The organism is Streptomyces sp. NPDC057617 (assembly GCF_042800555.1).
GTDB lineage: Bacteria > Actinomycetota > Actinomycetes > Streptomycetales > Streptomycetaceae > Streptomyces.
In genome coordinates this window covers 379,757-403,530 of the sequence record NZ_JBHVGV010000003.1, presented here as the reverse complement: position 1 = coordinate 403,530, position 23,774 = coordinate 379,757, and the positions used below count along the sequence as shown (strand labels likewise).

Sequence of the window (23,774 nt, the reverse complement as noted above, 5' to 3'; positions counted from 1 at the left end):
GTTCGTCGTCAAGCGCCGGACGGGCTCTGTGTTGTGTCCTCAATCGCCGGACGGGCCGGGTCAGCCCGTCCAGCGCGCCGGGGTCAGCCCTGGCGGGCCAGGTCCGCGGCGCCCACCAGGCCCGCCTCGCCGCCCAGTTGGGCCGCCAGGACCTGCGCGTGCGGGCGCCATTCGCCGCCGATCAGCCAGCGCCTGAAGGACTTGCGGATCGGGTCGAGGACCAGTTCGCCCTCGTCCGAGACACCGCCGCCGACGATAAAGGCCGACGGGTCGAAGAGCGAGGCCAGATCGGCGAGCCCGGCGCCCGCCCAACGGGCCAGCTCCCGGAAGGAGTCGACGGCCACCGGGTCACCGGCGCGGGCGGCGGCGCTGATGTGCCGGCCCTCGATGCCGTCCGGGGTGCCGGTGCCGAGGCCGAGCAGGATCTCCGCGTTCTCCGGCGTCGCGTTGGCGCGCTGCCTGGCGTACCGGACGAGGGCGCGCCCCGACGCGTACTGCTCCCAGCAGCCCTGGCTCCCGCAGCCGCACAGCAGACCGTCCGGCACCACCCGGATGTGCCCGAACTCCGCGGCCACACCGAAGCGTCCGCGGCGCAGCTTGTTGCCGATGATGATGCCGCCGCCGAGCCCGGTGCCGAGTGTGATGCAGATGACGTCGTCGTGGCCCTGCCCGGCGCCGAAGCGGTACTCGCCCCAGGCCGCCGCGTTGGCGTCGTTCTCCACGACGACCGGCAGCCCGACCCGCTGCTCGACCTTGTCCTTGAGCGGTTCGTGGCGCCAGTTGATGTTGGGCGCGAACAGGACGGTGGCCCGCTTGTCGTCGACGTACCCGGCGGCCCCGATACCGACCGCCTCGATCTGGTGTCCCCGGCCGGCACCCGAGACGGCGGTGCAGATCGCGTCCACGATGCCTTCGGCGGTCGGCGGCGTGGGCACCTTGTGCGTCTCCAGGATGGTGCCCTCTTCGTCGACCACGCCCGCCGCGATCTTCGTGCCGCCGATGTCGACGCCGATGGTGAGTCCCATGTGTCCCTCAGTTTTCGGTCGAGCCCCGCTGTGGTCAACCGTACCCGAGGGCGGGCTCCGGGCAGTCAGTCCAGGTCGATGTGGCCGCTCGGACCAGGTCCTTCGTCCCTGGGGTCCGTGGGGTCGTCGGACTTCTTCGTGTCGTAAGGGGCGTCCTTGGCGAGCGGCGAGGGCGCTCCGGTGGATGGCGCCGTCGGCGCCGAGGAAGAGTCGCGGGTCCAGCGGCCCTCCTCGGTCTCGACCGCGGAGCGGTAGGCGGCGAGGAGTTCGTTGCCCGCGGCTGCGAGATGGCCGAAGACACCCGGGTTCCGCTCGATGACCGGCTCGACGACGGCCTTGGCCTGGTTGATGAACTGCTGTACGGCGCCCTGCGCGGCGATGCCGAACAGGGGACCCGGCAGCGCGGAGACCCGGTCGGCGACGGCGTCGACCAGCTTGCGCAGCTCCTCGGCGGCGGAGACGGGCGGCGGACCGTATTCCGCGCGGCGGCGGGCCCGCTCCGCCTCCAGATCCTCGGCGCATGCCGCGGCCCAGGCGTCCGAGTCGGTGGCGGGGCGCTCGGTGGCATCGCTCATGGAGACTCCTGCGTCAGAGGCAGAGGCCTTCCGCCATGCGCAGCGGAAGGGGTTCGTACCTTCGACGGTACCCGAACGCCCGGCGAGCAAGTCCTGTCTCCCGCCGTTCGCCCGCAGGGCGGGCTTTGCGGCGTTCGGTGCGTGCAGATGCAAGGCGGAGGGTCGTCCTCGTACTGGGCGTACTCGGACGATCCCGACAACGCAGCAGATGCGCGTGCCGGGCGTCGCGAAGCAGGCGGGAGACAGGACTTGCTCGCCGGAAGACGTTCAGGGCGTACGGGGCCACAGGGCGGGGTCCGGGGTGAATCTCACCCGCAGCACGCCGTCCGTCAGGGCCGCACCCGTCACCGTGCAGCGGCGCAGCGCGGACGGCAGGGGCACGATACGGCGGAACGGCCCGACGGTGAGCAGGAGTTCGTCATCCCGGCGGATCAGGGACAGCTCGCTCTTGACCGCCCCGGGCAGGGGTACGCACCACACGAGCAGACCGTCCTCCGCGAGCCGGTCCTCGACGGGCCACTCACCAGCACCCACGCCTGGTTCACCGAGCCCGGCGGCCAGATCCGCGAAGCCCTCGAAGTCTCCGGTGCCCTCGCCGAGCCGCGCGAGATCGTCCGGGCCGTACGGGTCCCGTCCCAGGTGCCCCACCGGGCACAGCGCCGCCCCGGGCGCCCACTCCTCGTACCACTCGTCCAGGCACTTCCGCTGCTGCGCGACCAGTGTCGCGAGCCAGGGTCCGGCCGCCTCGGCGGGCAGGATCCGGTTGGGTACGAGCGCGTCGGCCCGCAGCCCGTACAGCGCGAGCCCGGTGCGCGCCACCCGCAGCGCCTCCGCCGCGGCCGGCCCCGGCTCCGCGACCAGCCGTACGGTCGTCGCCGGGTCCTGGATCACCGCCTGGACGGCGGCCAGCTCCGCGTCCCGCCGGGCGGCCGTCTCGTACAGCCACTGCGCGGGCATCGGTACGCCGGCGAGCTGGGCCATCATCGGGCGCAGCGCGCGGGCGGCCTGCCGTTCGCGGGGCAGCAGCCGGCGCAGATAGCGGCGGAGCTGCTCGGGCAGGGCGAGCACGGCCAGCGCGTCCCGCAGCGGCGGCAGATCGACGACCAGGACGTCCCAGTCGCCGGCGGCGGCCCGGCGTACCGCGTGGAGGAGGGCGAACTGGTCGCTGCCGGGCAGTTCGGTGAGTTCCTCGCCGGCCAGCCGGCGGGCGCCGAGCAGATCGAGGGCGGTGGCGGCCCGCTCCTGGAAGGCGAGCAGTTCGTCACGGAAGTGCTCGCCGGAGTCGATACGGGCGGCCCACAGGCCGTCGCCCGCGCCGGTGGGCCTGGAGCCCACCGGTATGCCGAGCAGGGTGTCGAGCGGGTCGGCGGAGAGCAGCAGGACGCGCCCGCCGCGCCGGGCGGCGGCCAGCGCGGTCGCCGCGGCGATGGTCGTACGGCCTGCCCCGCCGGGACCGGTGACCAGGACCGTACGCACCGGATCAGGCTCCGGGGGTGGATTCGACGCGCTTCTTCAGGCCCGCGAGCGCGCGGTCGATGATGACCTTCTCCGCCTTGCGCTTGATCATGCCGAGCATGGGGATCTTGACGTCGACGGTCAGCCGGTAGGTGACTTCGGTACGGGCGCCGCCGCCCAGGGGCACCAGGTGGTACGAGCCGTCGAGGGCGCGCAGCATCTGGGACTTCACCAGGGTCCAGCTCACCTCGTTCCCGCCGGTCCAGGTGTAGGCGAGGGTGTGGTCGTCCTTGATGGCTCCGGCGTCCAGCACGAGCCTGACCTGCTGGGCGCGGCCGTGCCCGTCGGTGGCCAGCACCTCGGCCTCCTTCACCTCGCCCGTCCACTCCGGATAGCGGGTGAAGTCGGCGATCACGCCCATGACATCGGCCGGTGCCGCCTCGATCGTGATGCTCGAACTGGTGTGTTCCGCCATCGCCGTGCTCCTCCGGTACTGGATACGCGGTGTGCAGGCTATCGCGAGTGCGCGGGTCACCATTCCAGGGCCCACGGGCGCCCGGTCGCGGCGAAGTGACCGACATTCACGCACTCCGTGGAGCCGACGCGCATCCGGCGGGCGAGCGGCTGGTGGACATGGCCGAAGAGGGCGTAGCGCGGTCTGGTCCGCCGGATGGCGTCCAGCAGGGCACGGCTGCCGCGTTCGAACCGGCGGGGGACGATGTCGTACGTCAGCTCCGGCACGTCGGGCGGGATGTGCGAGCAGAGGACGTCGACCTCGCCGAGCGCCTCGACCTTCGCCGCGTACTCCTCGTCGGAGATCTCGTACGGGGTGCGCATGGGGGTGCGCAGGCCGCCGCCGACGAAACCGAAGACCCAACCGCCCAGTTCGACCCGTTCGCCGTCGAGGACGGTGGTGCCCGCTTGCGCGTACTCGGGCCAGAGTGCCGGTATGTCGACATTGCCGTAGGTGGCGTACGTCGGGGTGGGAAACGCGGCGAACATCTCGGCGTACTGGCGGCGCACCGCGCCCTCGATGGCCTCGGCGGGATCGAGAGCGAGCCCGTCCCACAGCTTCCGGCCCAGGTCACGGGCCTCTTCGAAGCGGCGGGCGGTACGCAGTTCGACGATCCGGTCGGCGTTCCGGACACCGAAGAGATCGGGGAAGATACCGCGCGAATGGTCCGCGTAGTCCAGGAAGAGCACCAGGTCACCGAGGCAGATCAGGGCGTCGGCGCCTTCGCCGGCGGTCAGCAGGCCCTGGGTGTTCCCATGCACATCACTGATCACATTGACTCGCATACCTGGCATGGCGATCACCCTAGAACGGGCTTCCCCCACCCGATAGAGGGGGCCGGACCTGCGGTTCCTTCCGTGGTGTCAGAGGTGTGGACTACTGTGCGCGCAGTACCGTCTTTTTACGTGTGACGCAGGGAACATCTGGCCGGGACCCCCTATGCGTAAGTCAGTACCGGTGGGTAACGTCCGGGCAGTCCAGTCGTGCTCGCCACGTGGCGTCGGCGCCCGATGAGGAGCAGCAGTCTTGCGCGAGTTCAGCCTTCCGGCCCTGTACGAGGTCCCCGCGGACGGCAATCTGACGGATCTCATCCGCCGCAATGCCGCTCAGTATCCCGATGTGGCGGTCCTCGGCCGCAAGGTGGCGGGCGAGTGGACCGATGTCACCGCCACCCAGTTCCTGGCCGAGGTGCGGGCCGTCGCCAAGGGCCTGATCGCGTCGGGCATCCGGCCCGGCGAACGGGTCGCGCTGATGTCGCGTACCCGCTTCGAGTGGGTGCTCCTCGACTTCGCGATCTGGAGCGCGGGGGCGGTCACCGTGCCGGTGTACGAGACGAGTTCGGCCGAGCAGGTGCAGTGGATCCTCGGTGACTCGGGCGCGGTCGCGGTGATCGTGGAGAGCGACGCGCACGGCGAGGCGGTGGACTCGGTCCGGCACGCGCTGCCGGATCTGCGGGATGTCTGGGAGATCGACCGGGACGGCGTCCGGACGCTGACCGAGGCGGGCGCGGACGTGCCGGACGCGGTGGTCGACGAGCGCGCGGCGACGGCGAAGGCCGACGATCCGGCGACGATCGTCTACACGTCGGGCACCACCGGCCGCCCCAAGGGGTGTGTGCTGACGCACCGCAGCTTCTTCGCGGAGTGCGGGAACGCGGTGGAGCGGCTGAAGCCGCTGTTCCGTACGGGCGAGTGCTCGGTGCTGCTGTTCCTCCCGGCCGCGCATGTCTTCGGGCGGCTGGTCGAGGTGGCGGCGGTGATGGCGCCGATCAAGCTGGGCTGCGTACCGGACATCAAGAACCTGCCGGAGGAGCTGGCCTCCTTCCGGCCGACGCTGATCCTGGGCGTGCCCCGGGTCTTCGAGAAGGTCTACAACTCGGCGCGCGCCACCGCGCAGGCGGCCGGCAAGGGCCGGATCTTCGACCGGGCGGCGCAGACGGCGATCGCGTACAGCAAGGCGCTCTCCACTCCGCGCGGCCCGTCCCTCGGTCTGCGGGTCCGGCACTGGGTCTTCGACCGGCTTGTTTACGGGAAGCTACGCGCGGTGCTCGGCGGGCGCGGGGAGTACGCGATCTCCGGCGGCGCCCCGCTGGGTGAGCGTCTGGGCCACTTCTTCCGGGGCATCGGCTTCACGGTCCTGGAGGGGTACGGGCTCACGGAGTCCTGCGCGGCGACGGCCTTCAACCCCTGGGACCGCCAGAAGATCGGCACGGTCGGCCAGCCCCTGCCGGGCTCGGTGATCCGTATCGCCGACGACGGCGAGGTCCTCCTCCACGGCGAGCACCTCTTCACGGGGTACTGGAACAACGAGGCGGCCACGGCGGAGGCGCTGGCCGACGGCTGGTTCCACACGGGTGACATCGGCACGCTGGACGAGGACGGCTACCTCACGATCACCGGCCGCAAGAAGGAGATCCTGGTCACCGCGGGCGGCAAGAACGTCGCGCCGGCCGTCATCGAAGACCGCATCCGCGCGCACGCGCTGATCTCCGAATGCATGGTCGTCGGCGACGGCCGGCCGTTCGTGGGCGCGCTGATCACCCTGGACGAGGAGTTCCTGGCGCGCTGGGCGAGGGACCACAACAAGCCGACGGGGTCCACGGCGGCGACGCTCCGGCTGGACCCGGAACTGCTGGCGGAGGTGCAGCGGGCGGTGGACGAGGGGAATGCGGCGGTGTCGAAGGCGGAGTCGGTACGGAAGTTCCGCATTCTGACGAGGCAGTTCACGGAGGAGGCGGGGCATATCACGCCGTCGCTGAAGCTGAAGAGGAATGCGGTGGCGAAGGACTTCGCGGACGAGATCGAAGCGATTTACCAGCGCTGAAGCGGGCACCGGACGCGCTGCCGGGCCGTGTCCTCAATCGCCGGACGGGCTGGCTGTGCTGTGTCCTCAATCGCCGGACGGGCTCGAAATGCGCCGCTACAGCAGCGCTCGCAGGTTCGAGGCCAGGTCGTCCCAGCGCCAGGTTTCTTCCACCCATGTGCGGCCCCGCTCCCCCATGCGGCGGCGTAGCGCCTCGTCCTCCAGGAGCGTGACGATGCGGTCCGCCGATTCTGACGCTGCCAGCTCCGGCGGGGCGCCGGGGACCACCCAGCCCGTTTCGCCGTCCAGGACCGCGTCAGGCGCGCCGCCGGAGTCGCCGGCGACGACCGGGAGGCCCGTGGCCGAGGCCTCCAGGTAGACGATGCCGAGGCCCTCCACGTCGAGGCCGCCGCGTCGCGTCCGGCAGGGCATCGCGAAGACGTCGCCCGCGCCGAAGTGGGCGGGGAGGTCGGCCCAGGGGACCGCGCCCGTGAAGCGCACGGACCCGGCCACCCCCGTCTCCGCCGCCAGCTTCCGCAGCTCCCCCTCGTACGGCCCGCCGCCCACGATCAGCAGGACCGTGTCCGGCACCCGCGCCAGGATCGCGGGCAGCGCGCGGATCAGCGTGTCCTGGCCCTTGCGCGGCACCAGCCGGGAGACACAGACCACGACGGGCCGGTCCGCCAGCCCGAGCCGCTCCCGTACCGCGGCGCCGCCCGAGTCCGGGTGGAAGGTCTTCTCGTCGACGCCGGGCGCCAGCCGCGTCATCCGCGCGGCCGCCTCCGCGGAGAGCGCGCCCGCGATCCGCGAGCGGGTGTACTCGCCGAGATACGTGAGCGTGTCCGTGGAGTCGCCGATCCGCCGCAGCAGCCCCCGCGCGGCGGGAAGCTGCGCCCAGCCCGCCTCATGCCCGTGCGTCGTGGCGACCAGGCGCCGCGCGCCGGCCTTCCGCAGCGCCGGGGCCATCAGCCCGAGCGGCGCCGCCGCGCCGAACCACACGGACTCGCAGCCGTGCTCCCGCAGCAGCCCGGCCGCCCGCCGGGTCACGCGCGGGGTCGGCAGGAGCATGGTCGTACGGTCCCGTACGACCGTGAACGGCTGCTCGGCGTCGAACGCCGCGGTCGCCTCCGCGCCCTCCCGGCCCCGCTTCCACGTCGACGCGTAGACGACGAGCCGCTCGGGGTCCAGCCGGAGCGCCATGTTGTGCAGGAACGCCTGGATGCCCCCGGGCCGCGGCGGAAAGTCGTTGGTCACGATCAGTGTCTTGTGCATCGCCGCCGACAGTACTCGCCACCGCCCGCGTCCAACGGCCCCGCCTCATGGATCGGCCCCGGCCCCGCCCGGCATCATGACTCCCGCGATCGGGAAGAAACCAGCGGTAAATCGCACGAACGGCAGGAACAGCCGGCAACCGGACGGGGTGGTCATGGCGGGCACGCGCGGCACTCGGCGCCCCCCTGTCACCGTCCTTGTCGCGGTGTGGGCCCTCACCAGGGCCGTCCTGCTGCTCTCCGTCTTCAAGGTGTTCACCGTGCCGGGCCCCGATGTGACCGGCGATGTGTCGGTGATCTACCAGGGCTGGTACGAGGTGCTGAAGACCGGCACGTACCCGCTGGACGATGTCACCTGGCAGTACCCGCCCGCCGCGGCCCTCGCGATCCTCTCCCCCGCCGTCCTGCCGTTCCTCGGCTATGCCGCCGCGTTCTTCGTGCTGGCGTTCCTCTGCGACGCGGTGGTCCTCGCGCTGTTGCTGCGGGCCGCCCGGGGCGCTGACCGGTCGCTCCGGGGGGCGTGGCTGTGGGTGGCGGGGGTGCCGCTGCTGGGGCCGACCTCGTACGCGCGGTACGACCTGATGGTGACGGCGGTGGCCGTCGCCGGGCTGCTCGCGGGCGTGCGCAGACCGCGCACGATGGGCGCGCTGGCCGGGTTCGGGGCGCTGCTGAAGGTCTGGCCGGCGCTGCTGCTGGCGGGCACCCCGCGCGGCCGTACCACCCGCCGTGCCTGGACCTCGGCGGCCGTCACCGGGACCGCGCTGATCGTGGCCTGCTGCGTGGCGATGCCGGGCGCGCTGGCGTTTCTCACCTTCCAGCGGGACCGGGGCACCGAGATCGAGTCGCTGGGTGCCCTGGTCTTCCAGGTGGCACGGCACCACGGCTGGGACGGCAAGGTGCTGCTCAACTACGGTTCCGTGGAGTTCGTCGGGCCGTATGTACGGCTGGTCAGCACGGCCGCGATGGGGCTGACCGCGCTCGCCCTCTGCTGGCTGCTCGTCTGGCGGCTGCGGGCGCGCGCGTACGGTCCCGGCACGCCCGGCGAGGCGGCCTTCGTGGCGGTGCTGCTGTTCACCACCACGAGCCGGGTGATCAGCCCGCAGTACATGCTCTGGCTGGTCGGTCTGGCCGCGGTCTGCCTCGTGCCGCGCTCCTCCCGGATGGCGGTGCCCGCGTGGCTGGTGCTGGCGGCGACGGCGGTCACCCTGCTCGAATTCCCGCTGCTGTTCTCGCATGTGGTGGCGGGCGATCCGGTGGGCGTGGCGCTGCTGTTCGTACGGAACGGGCTGCTGGTCGCCGCCAGCCTGATCGCCTGCCGCCGGCTGTGGCGCGGGACCGTACCCCGGCCGGGAGCGCGGGCGGACGGCGAGCCGGTCAGCCCAGCCGCTGCCGAAGATAGTCGCGCCAGCGCGCGGTGAAGTCCTCCGGGGTCGTGGCCAGGACCGTGTGCAGGGCGTCCTCCACGGCGCCGTCGCGCCCGTCATGGGCACCGACCGCGCGGTAGAAGTCGGTCAGCTTCCGCTCGCCCCAGCGCCCGGCGATCAGCTCGCAGGCCAGCCAGCCGCCCTCGTACGCCCCGGCCAGCCGGTCCGCACCGGCGCCGAAGGCGAAGTCCTCGTCGGAGGGCAGCGCGGCGGGGGTGTCGCCGTCGCGCACGGCGCGCTGGAGTTCGGGTGCGATCTGCTCGGCCGTACGGTCCGTCCCCCGGTACGCGGCCCAGTCCGCGAAGCCCTCGGAGAGCCAGAGCGGGGTGGCGGCGGAGGTGGCCGCGCGGGTCGCCACATGGGTGGTCTCGTGGGTGAGGACGACATGCTGTCCGAAGGCGCCGAGGGTGTCGTACGCCGTCGGGTTGACGACGACCCGGTCGGCGGGCGAGGCGCCTTGCGTGCCGGTGCCGTCGGCGGAGATGCCCGTGGTGACCGCGGCGATGTCCCGGTAGGCGTCCTTGGAGGCGCCCAGGAGCCGCGCCATGGCCTCGGACGAGGCCGGCACGAGCAGGACCTCCCGGCGGGCCCAGCCGCCCGGCCAGGCGTCCGTGACGGCGGGCACGGCCGCGTCGGCGGCATCCGCGATCGCCCGCAGCCGGGCGTCGTCCTGGCCGACCCCGAGGACGAGGCTGCGCGCGCCGCGTACGGCCCGTACCGGACCCTGCTGCCAGAGCTGCTGGGCGCCGCTCCCCTCGCCCGGCCGGTCGGCGGTCACGTACCACTGCCCCGCGCGCTCCCGCAGCTCCAGCGTGCGCGGCTCCGAGACCGGCGCGCTGTCGTAGCCCGCGATCCGGTGGCGCAGCTCGGCGCGGACGGTGGCCCGGTCGCCGGAGCGTTCGACATCGGTGAGCCGGTACGTCCAGGACCCGAGCGGCACCTCGGCGAGGTTCCCGAACTCCCGCCGCCCGGCGGCCCGCAGCGCGGTCGCGGAGGGGTCGATGACCGCGAGATAGGCCCGCTCGTCCCGGTCCATGACGGCCGCGGCCCGGCGGTCCAGAGTGGCGGTGATCTCCCGGGCCGTCTCCCGGGCGGTACGGTCGGCCCCCTCGGCCGGCGCCGTACACCCCCACCCGGACAGCATGAGCAGCACGACGGCCGTCCACCGTCCCACCACGCCCCACGCCGCCCGACCTGCCACAGCGCCGATGGTACGAGGTGCCTGGTGCGGGCCGGGGCCCGTCAGACCCGGGTGACCGACGAGACCGGCATCATGCCCACCGGGTCGTAGCGCACCGCCGCGCCCGGGTACGGGGCGTGGATCACCTGGCCGTTGCCCGCGTACATCGCGATATGGCTGGCGTCGTCGCGGTAGGCCACCAGATCGCCGGGGCGCGCCTCGGAGAGGGAGACCTGGCGGCCCGCGTACCGCTGCGCCTGGGAGGTGCGGGGCAGACCGACGCCCGCCTGCGCGTACGACCACTGGGTGAGGCCCGAGCAGTCGAAGCCGGAAGGCCCGTTGGCGCCCCAGACGTACGGCCGGCCGACGGCCCGCTGCGCCGCGAGAAACGCCGCCGAGGCGCGCCCCGAGGCCGGTCCCGCGCCGGAGAGCACGGGCAGTCCGTCACGGCCGGAGCGGGAGGCGCGTGCGTAGGACTCCCGGTCGGCGGCGGGCAGGGAGTTCAACAGCCGCCGCGCCTGGGCGAGTTTGCGTTCGACGGTGTGCTTGTGCCGGGCGACGACGGCCCGGCTGCGCTCCAGTTCGGCGAGATCGTGGGCGGCTTCCGCCCGTACCTGTCCCAGCCTGCGCTGGGCGCGCTTGAGTTCGGTCAGGGCGCCGGACTGGCGGGCGCCGACCCGTTCCAGTAAGGACGCCTTGTCGAGATAGCTGTCGGGGTCGGAGGAGAGCAGCAGGGCGAGCGCCGGATCGAGCCCGCCGGAGCGGTACTGCGCGCCGGCGACCGAACCGAGCGCTCCGCGCATCCGGTTGACCTGTTCCTGGCCGCGCGCCGCGCTGTCCCGGGCCCGGTCCACCAGCGTCCGCAGCCGGTCCGCCCGTTCCGTCGCCCTGTTGTACAGCTCGGTCGCCTTCTCGGCCTCCTCGTAGAGCCGGTCGACCGTGGCCCGTACCTCCTCGGGCGTCTGCCCCGGGTCGGCGCCCGCCGGGGCCGCTCCGAGCGCCACGGCCGCCGTGGCCGCGGCGGCGGACAGGGCCACCGCCGCGCTGCCGCGCGAGGCGGGGCCGGGACCGGACTGTGAGGGACGGCGATGGGACACCACAGGAAGCCGCACTTCCTTCCGCTGTACGCACTGACGCGGCCCCCCGGCCGCCCGGCGGGCGGACCACTGGCCGGAGCCGCGGGAGCAGACAGTAGCCGGACGGCCACGGAGCGGCCAACGACCGCCCCGGGCACACAAAGCGGCGCCCCGCCGTAGACCACAGGTCATCGGCGGGGCGTGGTGTCAGCGGAGCGCACCGGAATTCGCCCGAATGGGCGGCGTCACGGACGCCGGCGGGGGCAGCGGTGCGTCAGATGCGGTGGTGCCTCAGATACGGACGCCGAACTGGAACGGCATGTTGTTGATCGACTCGTACCGCACGCTCGCACCCGGCTTCGGCGCGTGCAGCACCTGTCCGTTGCCGGCGTAGAAGCCGACGTGGTGCAGGTCTCCGTAGAAGAGAACGAGGTCGCCCTGCTGGAGCTGGCTCATCCCGATGCGGGTACCGGCGCCGGCCTGGGCCTCGGAGGTCCGGGGTATGGAGACCCCGGCCTGGGCGTACGCCCAGGAGGTCAGCCCGGAGCAGTCGAAGGAGCTGGGGCCGGAGGCGCCGTAGACGTACGGCGTGCCGATCTTGCTCTGCGCGGCGGCGAACGCGGCCGAGGCGCGCTGCGAGGCGGGCACCGAATTGCCGAGGTCCGCGCGGGAGGTGGCGCGGCTGGAGCGGGATTCCTCGGCGGCGAGCGAGGCACGCTCCTGCTCGGTGAGCGTGTTGAGGAGCTTCTGCGCGGCGGCGAGCTTCTCCTGGACCTCGGCCTTCTTCGTACCGAGTTCCTTGCGGGTCTCAGCGAGGTCCTGGACCTTGGCCTGGGCCTCCTTGCGCTGCTGCGCGAGGGACCGCTGCTTCTCCTGGATCTGCTGGAGCGAGTCGGCCTGCTTGGCGCTGACCTGGTCGAGCGTGGACGCGCCCTCCAGATAGCTGTCCGGGTCGGACGAGAGGAAGAGCTGTACGGAGGGGTCGATACCACCGGTGCGGTACTGGGCGCTGGCCATCGAACCGAGGCTGTCGCGCAGGTCGTTCAGCTCGTCCTGGCCGCGGGCGACCTTGTCCTGGAGGGCGTCGACCTGCTTTTCGAGCTTGCCCTGTGCCTCCTTGGCCCCGTTGTACTTCTCGGTGGCCTTCTCCGCGTCCTCGTAGAGCTTGTCGACCTTCTCCTTGACGTCGCTCTTGCTCGGCTGCGGGGCGGCCTGAGCGGCCTGGGCGGTCAGAGCGACAGCGGCGGCAGCGGTCGCGGTGAGCACGGTCACACGGGCGCGGCTCGGCTGCTTGGGACGACGGTGGGACGCCACGGAGGCGAGCTCCTTCTTCCTCAGCCGCCTACCGGGCCTCGGGGACACAGGCCCCGGCTCCATACGTTCCACACCCCTGCCAACTGGGCTGAACTGCATGAAATCGGCGGTTCCTTCGCTGTCACCCCGGGTGGGTGATCAACCGCGCGAAGGTTCGACGCCTGACCATAGTGACCTTCTTGTGATCAGTTCAAATCCTCACGAGGAAAATCTCCATCACGACGCGCATAATTTACAGACAGTCCACAGACAGTGATGGACATTTGACGCTGCGCCCCATGAAGATATGACCAATTCGGTCATAAGCCTCACAAGTTGACTAGACGCGCGAAAGCCGCTTCAGCAACAAGGCGGACGCGACGGGCCTGGCCCCGGCCCGCGCCACCCCGTCGGCGACCTCACGGTCGGTGGAGACCACCACCACCGGCCGTCCCGGCGGCTCCGCCCTGACGAGCTGGCGGATCAACTCGTCCGCCGTCACACCGGGTTTGGAGAACAGCACCCGCACCCCGCGCGGCGGCGCCAGCAGCACCGGGGCCGCCAGCTCCGCGCCGTCGAAGACACAGGTCGTCTCCGCGCCCGACTGCGCCGCGAGCATGGCGAGCCCGCCCAGCAGCCGCAGCCGCTGCTTCTCCAACGGCATCGTCGGATAGCCGGTCTTGGTGACGTTGTAGCCGTCCACGATCAGATGTGACTGCGGCAGCGACAGCAATTGATCGAGCAGTGCCGGATCGGTCTCGGACAGCGCGCGGGCCGCGACGTCCTTGGGCGACATACGGCCGGGCTCCACCGCGTCCACCGTGTCGGCGGGGCGCCCGGTGGCGGGCGGCAGCGCCAGCTCGCGCCGCAGCCCCTGCGCCGACTCCAGCACGGTGTCCAGCAGCAGCCGCAGCCGCATGTCCTCCACCGAGCGGCCCTCGCGGGCGGCCCTGCGGCTCGCCTCGACCGACGCCTCCGCCTCGGCGAGCCGTGCCTTGACCCGGCGGGTCTCGCTCTCGGCGGCCGACACCTGCGCGGCGGCCTCGGCCCTGACCGTCTCGGTCTCCGCCTGGATACGGCGCAGCGCGGCCTCGCCCCGCTTCACATCGCTCTGGGCGCTGCGCAGTTTGCGGTGGAGCGCCTCGGCCTCCCTGCGGGCCGTCTCCAGCTCCGTACGCAGCCGCTCGGTCTCGCTCTTCGTCAACGCCCGCGCGACGGCCAGTTCCTCGCGCAGCCGCTCCAGCTCGCGCCGGGCCTCCTCGTCGGCGCGCTCGGCGTCCGCGCGCTGGGCCTCCTCGCCCGCCGCGGCCACCAACTTCACCCATCCGGGGGGCCTGAGCACATACGCGGCCGCCGCGACGTCCACCGGGTCCGCGGCGGCGGGCGGCGATCCCGACTCCAGCGCCCCGGCCAGCTCCGGCTGGGACTGGCTGATGCGCTCGCCGATCCGCTGCCGGAACAGCGGATCGCTCTCCAGGGCCGCCGCCATCGCGTTGCCCGCGAACTTCGCCCGCCGGTTCGGGGTGAACCGGGCGTACTGCCGCAACTGCGTGGGGAGTTCGGTGAGGGTCAGACCGCCGAAGGCGTCCGAGACCAGCGCGATGACCCGGCGCCGTACCCCGTCCGGGAGCGGGCGGTCGAGCGCCTCCGCGGCGTCACCGCCGGCCGCGCCGGCCGGCTCCGCACCGCTTGCGCCCTGCTCCACATCCGTCACCCCATACCCTTTCGGGCGGCTCCCTCAGGAACCGGCGCCCGGCCTGTCCACCAGTTCGATCTGATCCACCGCGTTGCACCACCGGCACCGCACCGACTCGATGGTCTCACTGACCACCTCGCGCTCCTCGACCGTCGGTTCCCCCGCCAGGTCCAGATGGACGTACTCCACGGCCTTGGACGACCGTGTCACGTCGAAGCGCGTGAGATTGCCGCACAGGGTGCAGCGCCACCGGGTGGCTGCCGTCGGCCGGGGAACCGTCGTCATCAGTGCGCCCTCTTTCACGTCGTCCCGTTCGTTCCGGTCGTGCGGTCCCGCTGCCCCTCGCGCCGTCGTCCGTGGTGCGCCGTCGAACAGCGGATGTACTCCCTGCAACCCTACGGCCTCGCGGGCACCCCAGGGAGCGGCGAGGCGCTCTGTACCGGTCAGTCCCGGTACGCCATGCTCTGTCAGTGAATACGTGGCGGACGACGGCCGGCGGACCAGCGGTGACCTACACACTGATCGGGCTCTGCTGTCTGGCTTTCCTGTTCAGCCCGGCCTCGGGCTTCAATCCCGCGTACGGAACGGGAGAAGCGCGGCTCGCCGCCCAGAGCGCCTATTTCGAACAATGGGGTGTCGTCCCCGTCGAGCTGCTGAGCGCCTCGCCGCGCGCCCTGCTCAGTCCACTGACCGCGCTGTTCGTGCACGGTAGCTGGCTGCATCTGCTCGGGAACATGCTGTTCCTGTTCGTCTTCGGCACGATGGCGGAGGAGCGGATGGGCCGGATCCACTTCCTGCTCTTCTACCTCGGCGTCGGCTGTCTCGCGCTGCTGGCGTACGCGCTGGCCAACGCGGCCTCGCACCAGACCCTGGTGGGCGCCTCGGGTGCGATCTCGGGAGTGCTCGGCGCCTTTCTCTTCCTCTTCCCGAAGACCCGGGTCACCAGCCTCTTCCCGTTCCTGTTCTTCCTGCCGCTGCGCTTCCCCGCCTGGATGGTGCTGATCTTCTGGTTCGCGCTCCAGTGGCTGGCGGCGCGGGGCGCGAGTTCGGGGCCGGGCGTCGCGTATCTGACGCACCTGGTGGGCTTCGGCGAGGGCTTCCTCTACACCTGGGTGCGGTACTGGCGTACCGATACAGTGGGAGACCACACCGCGGCCACCGAGGGAGAACGTCAGCCGTGATCACCGCGATCGTGCTCATCAAGACCAGCGTGGACCGGATCCCCGAGATCGCGGAGGCCATCGCCGCGCTGGACAGCGTCAGCGAGGTCTTCTCGGTCACCGGTACGTACGACCTGATCGCCATGGTGCGGGTGGCCAGGCACGACGATCTGGCGGATGTGATCCCCGGCAGGATCAGCAAGATCGAGGGCGTCGAGGCCACGGACACGCATGTGGCGTTCCGTACGTACTCGCAGCACGACCTGGAAGCGGCGTTCGCGATCGGCCTCGACGCCTAGCCAGTCCGGCGGCGGCGCGGGGGTTTGTGCGCCCGTACGGTCGTTACGCCGCCGGCGCTCCGGACCGGTCGGGGACGCAACGGCCGTCCTCCGTACGGTAGTTCCAGCGCGCCCCGTCGTTCACCAGCTCCCGTACGGCGCGGACGAAGCGGTCCACGTGCTCGTCCGGGGTTCCGGCGCCGAAGCTCACCCGGATCGCGTTGAGCGAGCGCTCGCCCGGCTCCGCCTCCGGGGCGCCGCACTCCCCCGGGTCCTGCGGGTCCGTCCCCAGCAGGGTCCGCACCAGCGGGTGGGCGCAGAACAGCCCGTCCCGTACGCCGATGCCGTACTCCGCGGAGAGCGCGGCGGCGAAGTGCGAGCTGTTCCAGCCCTCGACCACGAACGACAGAACGCCCACACGCGGGGCGTCGTCCCCGAACAGCGACAGCACCCTGACCTCGGGCACCTCCGCGAGACCCGAGCGCACCCGGTCGATGAGCTGCTGCTCGCGCTCGACGAGCGTGTCGAAGCCCGCCTCGGTGAGCGCCTTGCAGGCGGAGGCGATCGCGTACGCCCCGATCACATTCGGCGAACCGGCCTCGTGCCGGGCGGCCGTGGTGTGCCACTCGACGTCGACCCCGCCGTCGGCCCTGCGCGCCACCGTACGGCTGGCGCCGCCGCCCGCGAGATACGGTTCGGCGTCCCGCAGCCAGTCGGCGCGGCCCGCGAGGACCCCGGAGCCGAACGGCGCGTACAGCTTGTGCCCGGAGAAGGCGACCCAGTCGACGTCCAGCGCGGCGATGTCCACGCGGTGGTGCGGGGCGAGTTGCGCGGCGTCGAGGACGATCCGGGCGCCATGGGCGTGCGCGGCGGCGGCCAGTTCCCGTACGGGCCACAGCTCGCCGGTGACATTGGAGGCGCCGGTGACACACACCAGCGCCGGACGCCGCGAGTCCCGCCGCGCGAGCGCCCGTTCCAGGGTGGCAACGGCCTCGTCGGGGGTGCGCGGGGCGTTGAGATAGCTGATCCCGGCGTCCCCGGCGCGGGCGTCCCGCCAGGGCAGCAGGGAGGCGTGGTGCTCGGTCTCGAAGACGAACACCTCGCAGCCGGCGGGGAGTACGGCCGCGAGCAGATTCAGCGAGTCGGTGGTCGAGCGGGTGAAGACGACCTGGTCGTCGGGGCGGCAGCCGAGGAACTCCGCGACGGTGCGGCGGCTGTTCTCGAACAGGTCGGTGGAGAGCTGCGAAAGATACCCGGCGCCGCGGTGCACACTGCCGTAGTACGGGGCGTACGCGGCGACATCGTCCCAGACCCGCTGGAGCGCGGGGGCGCTGGCCGCGTAGTCGAGCGCGGCGTAGGTGACTTCGCCACCGGTGACCAGCGGCACGGTGACATCACGCCCGAGAACGGGAAGGGGGGCGGCGGCGGTCGTGCTGACGGCATTCGGGCTCACGGAAACGGCTCCCTTGGGGACCAGGACCCCAAAGGGCCCGCGCTTGCCGCGGACCTCGCTGCCCACGGCCTGGTCTTCACCCGGGGCACCCCGCCACGGACGGAGGGTTGCCGGACAGCGAGCCGGGGCCGTAATCGCTGTCGCTCATGACCTGGTCGAGGAGTATGCCACAACGTCCACGCGGGTGCGCCTGCGTCCGCGATCCGGGACGCGCTGGCGTAAGCGGTTCCGTCCTCAAACGCCGGACGGGCTGGATTTGCCCGCACCCGGGTGCGCAACTGGTGCCGCCCAGCAAAAACAAGCCCGTCCGGCGATTGAGGACACAACACAGCAGCCTGTCCGGCGATTGAGGACACAGCACAGCAGCCCGTCCGGCGATTGAGGACGAACGGGCCGCCGCCCGCCGCTCAGGCGCCCGTGTTGCTTGCCTCCACCCACCGCTCCAGCGTCCGCCTCGCCTCGCCCGAGTCCACCGCTTCCGCCGCCCTCGCCATCCCCGCCCCCAACTGCACCGCCAGCGCCTCCCCCGTGGGATCAAGCGCCACCAGTGCCGCCGCCGCGTTCAGCAGGACCGCGTCGCGGACCGGGCCCGGCTCGCCGGCCAGCAGCCGGCGGGCGACATCCGCGTTGTACGACGCGTCCGCGCCCCGCAGCGCCTCGATCGGCACCAGGTCCAGGCCCACATCACGCGGGTCGAAGGACTCCTCGGTGACCTTGCCGTCCCGTACCACCCACACCCGGGACGTCGCGGTCGTCGTCAGCTCGTCCAGGCCGTCGTCACCGCGGAAGACCAACGACGAGTTGCCGCGCTCGGCGAGCACCCCCGCCACGATCGGCGCCATCCGCAGATCCGCGACGCCCACCGCCTGGGACCCGACCCGCGCCGGATTGGTCAGCGGACCCAGCACATTGAAGGTGGTCTGCGCGCCGAGTTCCTTGCGGGCCTTGGCCGCGTACCGCAGCGCCGGGTGGAACTTCACCGCGAAGCAGAAGGTGATCCCCGCTTCCTCGGCGACCTCCACGACCCGCTGCGGGGTCAGCTCCAGGTTGACGCCGAGCTTCTCCAGGACGTCCGAGGCCCCGCTCGCGGACGAGGCCGCGCGGTTGCCGTGCTTGACGACCTTGGCACCGGTGCCCGCCACCACGATCGCCGCCATCGTGGAGATATTGACGGTCTTGGCGAGATCCCCGCCCGTACCGACGATGTCGACCGTACGGCCCGGCACCTCAATGGTGTTGGCGTGCGCGTACATGGTGCGTACGAGGCCCGAGACCTCCTCCACCGTCTCGCCCTTCGCCCGCAGCGCCACCGCGAACCCGGCGATCTGCGCGTCGGTGGCCTCGCCGCTCATGATGCGGTCCATGGCCCACGCCGTGTCCTGGAGGCTCAGGTTCTCGCCGCGCAGCAGCGGGTTCAGCACGCCGGGCCAGGTGCGGTCCGCCACGGTGTCGCCTCCGACGGGGGTCACAGCGCTCATGCTCGCTCCTGGTGGGTGCCCGGGGATGGGTACGGGCCGTACAGGGCCCGCCGTAAGCGTATCGGCGGAGCCAGGGCCGCAGGCACGAGTGACCGGAGTACGGACGCGCCCGGGCACACCTCGTACGCACACCTCGTAGGCGCACACACCCCGTACGTCCGCCCGCCCACGCACGCCGAGGGCCCCGGCCGGTTCCCTCGCGGGAGACCGGGCCGGGGCCCTCGGTGGTGGCGACCTGTTACGGCCGGATCAGTGCTTGCCGTGGCCCGTGGTGATCTCCTCGTGCCCGTGCCCGTGGCCGTGCGCGGCCGCGATCTCGTTGTACTCCTCGGCGGTCGGCTTGGGGATCTGGCTGCCCTCGCCGTAGTAGCCCTTGCTGAGCTTCACTCGGAGCTTCTCCGCGGGGCCGACCTTGCGCCGTACGCCGTTCTCGTCGACCGGCGGGCCGATCTCGGCCGGCTTGTGCTGGTCGTGCGCGGTCAGCCGGTGCAGATCGGCCTGGTCCAGCGGGGTGTGCACCTCGATGAACTCACCGTGCGGCAGCCGCTTGATGATCCCGGACTCGCGTCCGTGCAGCACCTTCTCGGCGTCGCGTCGCTGGAGCCCCAGACAGATCCGCTTGGTGACGACGAAGGCGACAACCGGTCCGACGAAGAAGGCGACCCGGACGAACCAGGTGATCGCGTTGATCGACAGATGGAAGTGCGTCGCCCACAGGTCGTTGCCGCCACCGACGAGCAGGATGAAGTACCAGGTCAGCCAGGCCACACCGAAGGCCGTACGGGTCGGTGCGTTGCGTGGCCGGTCCAGGATGTGGTGCTCGCGGGGATCGCGGGTGACCCAGCCCTCGATGAACGGGTAGACCGCGATCGCGACCAGCACCAGCGGGAAGATCACCAGCGGGATGAACACACCCAGGACAAGCGTGTGCCCCAGGAAGTTGATCTCCCAGCCGGGCATCACACGGATGAGCCCTTCGGAGAAGCCCATGTACCAGTCGGGCTGGGCTCCGGTGGACACCTGGTCGGGGCGGTACGGACCGAGCGCCCAGATCGGGTTGATCGTGGCGATGGCCGAGACGATCGCGATCAGCCCGAAGACCAGGAAGAAGAAGCCTCCGGCCTTGGCCATGTAGACCGGCAGCAGCGGCATGCCCACGACGTTCGTGTTCGTACGTCCGGGACCCGCGAACTGGGTGTGCTTGTGGTAGAAGACCAGGATCAGATGGGCCACGACCAGGCCCAGCATGATGCCGGGCAGCAGCAGGATATGGACCGAGTAGAACCGGGCCACGAAGTCGCCGCCGGGGAACTCCCCGCCGAACAGGAACATCGAGAGATACGTCCCGACCACCGGCACCGACAGGATCGCGCCCTGCATGAAGCGCACACCGGTACCGGAGAGCAGGTCGTCCGGGAGCGAGTAGCCGGTGAACCCGGTGAACATGCCCAGCACGAACAGCAGGAAGCCGAACAGCCAGTTGATCTCACGCGGCTTGCGGAACGCGCCCGTGAAGAAGACGCGCATCATGTGCACCAGCATGGCCGCGAGGAAGATCAGCGCGGCCCAGTGGTGGATCTGCCGGATCAGCAGACCGCCGCGGACATCGAAGCTGATGTCCACCGTCGAGGCGTACGCCTCGGACATCCGCACACCCTGGAGCGGTACGTAACTGCCGTGGTACACCACCTCGTTCATCGAGGGGTGGAAGAACAGCGTCAGATACACACCGGTGAGGATGATGATGATGAAGCTGTAGAGGGAGATCTCACCGAGCATGAAGGACCAGTGGTCCGGGAAGATCTTCCGCATATTGGCCTTGGCCAGGGAATAGATCCCCAGCCGGCCGTCCGCCCAGTCGGCGACCCGCTCACCTGCGGGGGCCCTGCGGTTCTTGTCGTCCGAAGAAGCAGTGCTGGTACTCATCCGCGCTCCCAGAAGGCAGGACCGACGGGCTCGTCGAAGTCGCCGAGCGCTTCGAGGTTGCCCTCGGCGTTCACACCGATCCGGAGCTGCGGAAGGGCGTGACCGGCCGGGCCGAAGATGACGCGGGCGCCGTCGGAGAGGTCGAAGGTGGACTGGTGGCACGGGCAGAGCACATGGTGCGTCTGCTGCTCGTACAGGCTGATCGGACAGCCGACATGGGTGCAGATCTTCGAGAACGCCACGATCCCCTGGTGCGACCAGTCGAGTTCGCGCTTGTCCTTGATCTCGTCCGGCTGGATCCTGACGATCATCAGGGCCGCCTTGGCGATCTGCTTCTGGAAGTCCTCAGCGTGCTCCTCCAGGCCCTCGGGCATGGCGAAGGTGAGGGAGCCGACGACGATGTCCTCGGGGCGCAGCGGCTGGTTGGTGTTCATGTTGATGAGCTGCTTGCCCTTGGCCCACAGCGTGGAGCGCAGCTTCTTCTCGGGCAGCGGGCCCAGATCGCGCAGCAGCACCACACCGGCGAGCGGCACCAGCGCCATCGCGCCGAACATCGTGTTGCGGATCAGCTTGCGGCGGCCGAAGGCCGACTCCTCGGCACCGGCCGCGAAGTCCTTGAGGACCTTGGCCTTGACCTCGGGCGGCGCCTCGATGGGGTGCCGCTCGTCCGCGGTCTCGACGTCCGACATCAGCGTACGGGCCCAGTGGACCGCGCCGGCGCCGATGCAGAACAGCGCCACGCCCAGGGTCACGCCCAGGGAGAGGTGCAGGATGCTGACGTGCCCCAGCGGCCAGACATAGACGATCTTGCTGACCGGGAAGGCCACGAACGAGGCGATGAACGCGACGGTCGCCACCATCGACAGCACGAACAGCAGGGCGACCGTGCGCTCGGACCGCTTGGCCGCGCGCTCGTCGATGTCCTGCATCCGCGGCCGGTGGGCCGGCAGACCGGGGTCGGCGAACGGGTCGCCCCCGGGCTCCACCGCGCCGCCCCGCTCGCTCGGCAGGTTCTCTTCGGGAAACTCTTCTTGGCTACTCATGACTTCTTGGCCTTAGCGGTGTGGGCCGCGACCCAGACGGCGGCTGCGATCAGGACACCCAGACCGAAGATCCAGCCGAACAGACCTTCGCTGACCGGGCCGAGGCCGCCCAGCTTGAGGCCTCCGGGGCTCTCGGCCTTCTCTCCGTTCACCGTCTGGATGTACGCGATGATGTCCTTCTTCTGCTGCTCAGGCATCGTCGAGTCGGGGAACGAAGGCATGTTCTGCGGGCCGGTCTGCATGGCCTCGTAGATGTGCTTCGGACTCGCGCCCGCGAGACTCGGTGCCGTCTTGCCGTGTGTCAGGGCGCCACCCTCGCCGGTGAAGTTGTGGCACTGGGTGCAGTTGGTACGGAACAGGTCGCCGCCCTTGGCGATGTCCGCGCCCGCGGGGCTGTACTGCTCCTTGGTCGGGATCGCAGGACCGGCGCCGAGGGAGGCGACATACGCGGCGAGCTGGTCGATCTCGGCCTGCGAGTAGATGACCTTCTTCTTCGGCACCTGTGCGCCGGGCTGCTGCGCGGGCATCCGGCCGGTGCCGACCTGGAAGTCCACGGCCGCGGCGCCGACGCCGACCAGGGGCGGGCCGTCGCTGCTGCCCTGACCGCCGGTTCCGTGGCAGCTTGAGCAGCCGACGGTGTAGAGCTTCTTGCCCTCCTCGATGGCGAGGGACTGGGCGGTCTCGTCAGCCTGTGCCTTGCCCGCGGGCGCGAACGCGGCGTACAGCCCCCCGGTGGCCGCCAGCGCGAGGAGTAGGACGACGACCGCCGCCAGCGGATGGCGTCGTCGTGCGGAGAGCTTTTTCACGGATTACCCCGGTGTCAGGATCTTCTGCGTCGGTGTTGCTGGATTGTGTGCGCTCCGGGCGCGGTGCCCGGCTACTTGATCAAGTAGATGGTGGCGAAAAGGCCGATCCAGACGACATCGACGAAGTGCCAGTAATAGGACACGACGATGGCGGCGGTCGCTTGCTCGTGGGTGAACCTCTTGGCCGCGTAGGTCCTGCCCAGGACCAGCAGGAACGCGATGAGACCTCCCGTCACATGCAGACCGTGGAAGCCGGTCGTCAGGTAGAACACCGAGCCGTACGGGTCGGAGGACAGCGAGAGGCCGTCCTTCTTCAGAAGCTCGGTGTACTCGAAGACCTGACCGCCGATGAAGATCGCGCCCATCACGAACGTGACCACGAACCAGGAGCGGAGCTTCTTCACATCGCCCCGCTCCGCGGCGAAGACGCCGAGCTGGCAGGTGAGGGAGGAGAGCACCAGGATCGTGGTGTTCGTCGCCGAGAACGGGATGTTCAGGTGCGACGCCATCTCTTTCCAGTGCGCCGCGCCCATCACCGATCGCAGGGTGAAGTACATCGCGAAGAGGGCCGCGAAGAACATCAGCTCGGAACTCAGCCAAATGATGGTTCCGACGCTGGTGAGGTTCGGCCGGTTGACCGACGGGTGCGCGTGCCCGGTTTCTACTGTCGTTGCTGTCGCCACGACCGACATTATGTCGGTCGCTTATCCCGCGCTGACTCCGGGGGGTGCCGTTCGGTGTGTCCGTGGACGTGTGCCCAGCTCGAACGGGTCGGCGAAGGCCGGTGAAGGCTGTCCGTACCCGTGCTGACTCGCTGTCCGACGGAGTAGCATCCGCGCATCGGTTCATGGCAATGGAGCCCTGAAGCCTCGCAGACACTGATGTCACGGAGGAACAATGCAGCCGACCGCCACGGTGCTGGTCTACAGCGACGACGCGAACACCCGCGAGCAGGTCAGGCTGGCAGCGGGACGCCGGCCGGCCGCCGATGTGCCGCCCGTCGAATTCGTGGAGTGCGCGACCCTGCCCGCGGTCCTCGAACAGCTCGACAGGGGCGGAATCGACGTCTGTGTACTGGACGGCGAGACGGTCCCGGCGGGCGGTATGGGCGTGTGCCGGCAGATCAAGGACGAGATCTTCCACTGCCCGCCCGTGCTGCTGCTCATGGGCCGCCCGCAGGACGCCTGGCTGGCCACCTGGAGCCGCGCGGACGCCGCGGTGACCCTGCCGGTCGAGCCGGTCGGCTTCGCGGACGCCCTGGCCGCCCTGCTCCGCCAGAGGCTGGCCATCAACGCCTGAGCCGCCCGGGCGCGCGGCCG

The 23,774-nt window shown here is 71.1% G+C and carries 22 protein-coding genes and 1 riboswitch; of the genes, 5 read left to right on the top strand and 17 right to left on the bottom strand.

Annotated elements, in window-relative coordinates; all coding sequences use genetic code 11:
• Positions 1 to 83: 83 nt before the first annotated feature.
• From ACFU9P_RS10670 to ACFU9P_RS10650, 5 genes are all read right to left on the bottom strand, one after another.
• Positions 84 to 1,025, bottom strand: coding sequence for an ROK family glucokinase (locus tag ACFU9P_RS10670; protein ID WP_376385048.1), 942 nt, complete (start codon positions 1,023 to 1,025; stop codon positions 84 to 86).
• Between the two features lie 65 nt (positions 1,026 to 1,090).
• A complete protein-coding gene (locus ACFU9P_RS10665; protein ID WP_384078604.1) occupies positions 1,091 to 1,600 on the bottom strand; it encodes a DUF5304 domain-containing protein in 510 nt (169 codons plus the stop codon).
• Between the two features lie 267 nt (positions 1,601 to 1,867).
• Positions 1,868 to 3,076: an ArsA family ATPase gene (locus tag ACFU9P_RS10660; protein ID WP_384078602.1), complete on the bottom strand. Its 1,209-nt coding sequence runs from the start codon at positions 3,074 to 3,076 to the stop codon at positions 1,868 to 1,870.
• Positions 3,077 to 3,080: 4 nt separating this feature from the next.
• Entirely contained in the window at positions 3,081 to 3,530 is a 450-nt protein-coding gene (locus tag ACFU9P_RS10655; protein WP_376385040.1) for an SRPBCC family protein, read from the bottom strand.
• Between the two features lie 56 nt (positions 3,531 to 3,586).
• Positions 3,587 to 4,354 (bottom strand): metallophosphoesterase, encoded by a 768-nt coding sequence (locus tag ACFU9P_RS10650; RefSeq protein ID WP_384078951.1) that lies wholly within the window; start codon positions 4,352 to 4,354, stop codon positions 3,587 to 3,589.
• A 241-nt stretch (positions 4,355 to 4,595) separates the two neighbouring features.
• Here ACFU9P_RS10650 and ACFU9P_RS10645 point away from each other — a divergent pair, with 241 nt between their 5' ends.
• A complete protein-coding gene (locus ACFU9P_RS10645; protein WP_384078600.1) occupies positions 4,596 to 6,392 on the top strand; it encodes an AMP-dependent synthetase/ligase in 1,797 nt (598 codons plus the stop codon).
• Positions 6,393 to 6,488: 96 nt separating this feature from the next.
• On the opposite strand, the gene ACFU9P_RS10640 is transcribed toward ACFU9P_RS10645, so the two are convergent.
• Positions 6,489 to 7,643, bottom strand: coding sequence for a glycosyltransferase family 4 protein (locus ACFU9P_RS10640; protein WP_384078598.1), 1,155 nt, complete (start codon positions 7,641 to 7,643; stop codon positions 6,489 to 6,491).
• 154 nt (positions 7,644 to 7,797) lie between these two features.
• Between ACFU9P_RS10640 and ACFU9P_RS10635 the strand changes: the two genes are divergently transcribed.
• Positions 7,798 to 9,060, top strand: a complete 1,263-nt coding sequence (locus ACFU9P_RS10635; protein ID WP_384078596.1) for a glycosyltransferase 87 family protein — start codon at positions 7,798 to 7,800, stop codon at positions 9,058 to 9,060.
• On the opposite strand, the gene ACFU9P_RS10630 is transcribed toward ACFU9P_RS10635, so the two are convergent.
• The 5 genes from ACFU9P_RS10630 to ACFU9P_RS10610 all read right to left on the bottom strand — a co-directional run bounded on the left by ACFU9P_RS10630 (position 9,017) and on the right by ACFU9P_RS10610 (position 14,596).
• Positions 9,017 to 10,210 carry a hypothetical protein gene (locus ACFU9P_RS10630; protein ID WP_384078948.1) on the bottom strand — a complete coding sequence of 398 codons (1,194 nt, stop codon included), beginning with the start codon at positions 10,208 to 10,210 and terminating at the stop codon, positions 9,017 to 9,019. The two genes, ACFU9P_RS10635 and ACFU9P_RS10630, sit on opposite strands and share 44 nt — an antisense overlap.
• Positions 10,211 to 10,308: 98 nt before the next feature.
• Positions 10,309 to 11,346, bottom strand: a complete 1,038-nt coding sequence (locus ACFU9P_RS10625) for an NlpC/P60 family protein (RefSeq protein WP_376385028.1) — start codon at positions 11,344 to 11,346, stop codon at positions 10,309 to 10,311.
• A gap of 267 nt (positions 11,347 to 11,613) precedes the next feature.
• Positions 11,614 to 12,636 carry an NlpC/P60 family protein gene (locus ACFU9P_RS10620; RefSeq protein WP_376385026.1) on the bottom strand — a complete coding sequence of 341 codons (1,023 nt, stop codon included), beginning with the start codon at positions 12,634 to 12,636 and terminating at the stop codon, positions 11,614 to 11,616.
• A gap of 319 nt (positions 12,637 to 12,955) precedes the next feature.
• On the bottom strand, positions 12,956 to 14,320 hold the full coding sequence (locus tag ACFU9P_RS10615) for an NYN domain-containing protein (protein ID WP_376385075.1): 1,365 nt from the start codon (positions 14,318 to 14,320) through the stop codon (positions 12,956 to 12,958).
• 33 nt (positions 14,321 to 14,353) lie between these two features.
• Positions 14,354 to 14,596, bottom strand: a complete 243-nt coding sequence (locus tag ACFU9P_RS10610) for a hypothetical protein (protein ID WP_046505306.1) — start codon at positions 14,594 to 14,596, stop codon at positions 14,354 to 14,356.
• Positions 14,597 to 14,817: 221 nt separating this feature from the next.
• Here ACFU9P_RS10610 and ACFU9P_RS10605 point away from each other — a divergent pair, with 221 nt between their 5' ends.
• Together ACFU9P_RS10605 and ACFU9P_RS10600 are read left to right on the top strand one after the other, a co-directional pair.
• On the top strand, positions 14,818 to 15,492 hold the full coding sequence (locus ACFU9P_RS10605) for a rhomboid family intramembrane serine protease (RefSeq protein WP_384078593.1): 675 nt from the start codon (positions 14,818 to 14,820) through the stop codon (positions 15,490 to 15,492).
• Positions 15,489 to 15,770 carry an Lrp/AsnC family transcriptional regulator gene (locus ACFU9P_RS10600; RefSeq protein ID WP_046505295.1) on the top strand — a complete coding sequence of 94 codons (282 nt, stop codon included), beginning with the start codon at positions 15,489 to 15,491 and terminating at the stop codon, positions 15,768 to 15,770. Before ACFU9P_RS10605 ends, ACFU9P_RS10600 begins: the two co-directional genes overlap by 4 nt.
• Before the next feature lie 43 nt (positions 15,771 to 15,813).
• Here ACFU9P_RS10600 and ACFU9P_RS10595 read toward each other — a convergent pair whose 3' ends face one another.
• The 6 genes from ACFU9P_RS10595 to ACFU9P_RS10570 form a co-directional block, all read right to left on the bottom strand.
• A complete protein-coding gene (locus ACFU9P_RS10595) occupies positions 15,814 to 17,202 on the bottom strand; it encodes an aminotransferase class V-fold PLP-dependent enzyme (RefSeq protein ID WP_384078591.1) in 1,389 nt (462 codons plus the stop codon).
• A 34-nt stretch (positions 17,203 to 17,236) separates the two neighbouring features.
• Positions 17,237 to 17,354: riboswitch (SAM riboswitch) on the bottom strand.
• 255 nt (positions 17,355 to 17,609) lie between these two features.
• Positions 17,610 to 18,680: an anthranilate phosphoribosyltransferase gene (trpD, locus tag ACFU9P_RS10590; protein WP_384078589.1), complete on the bottom strand. Its 1,071-nt coding sequence runs from the start codon at positions 18,678 to 18,680 to the stop codon at positions 17,610 to 17,612.
• A gap of 249 nt (positions 18,681 to 18,929) precedes the next feature.
• Positions 18,930 to 20,606, bottom strand: a complete 1,677-nt coding sequence (locus ACFU9P_RS10585; RefSeq protein WP_384078587.1) for a cytochrome bc complex cytochrome b subunit — start codon at positions 20,604 to 20,606, stop codon at positions 18,930 to 18,932.
• On the bottom strand, positions 20,603 to 21,649 hold the full coding sequence (locus tag ACFU9P_RS10580; protein WP_376385009.1) for a Rieske 2Fe-2S domain-containing protein: 1,047 nt from the start codon (positions 21,647 to 21,649) through the stop codon (positions 20,603 to 20,605). Before ACFU9P_RS10580 ends, ACFU9P_RS10585 begins: the two co-directional genes overlap by 4 nt.
• Positions 21,646 to 22,455 (bottom strand): c-type cytochrome, encoded by an 810-nt coding sequence (locus ACFU9P_RS10575; RefSeq protein WP_376385006.1) that lies wholly within the window; start codon positions 22,453 to 22,455, stop codon positions 21,646 to 21,648. Before ACFU9P_RS10575 ends, ACFU9P_RS10580 begins: the two co-directional genes overlap by 4 nt.
• Before the next feature lie 71 nt (positions 22,456 to 22,526).
• Positions 22,527 to 23,147, bottom strand: coding sequence for a heme-copper oxidase subunit III (locus ACFU9P_RS10570; RefSeq protein ID WP_046505280.1), 621 nt, complete (start codon positions 23,145 to 23,147; stop codon positions 22,527 to 22,529).
• A 205-nt stretch (positions 23,148 to 23,352) separates the two neighbouring features.
• Between ACFU9P_RS10570 and ACFU9P_RS10565 the strand changes: the two genes are divergently transcribed.
• A complete protein-coding gene (locus ACFU9P_RS10565) occupies positions 23,353 to 23,754 on the top strand; it encodes a hypothetical protein (protein ID WP_376385003.1) in 402 nt (133 codons plus the stop codon).
• Positions 23,755 to 23,774 lie beyond the last annotated feature (20 nt).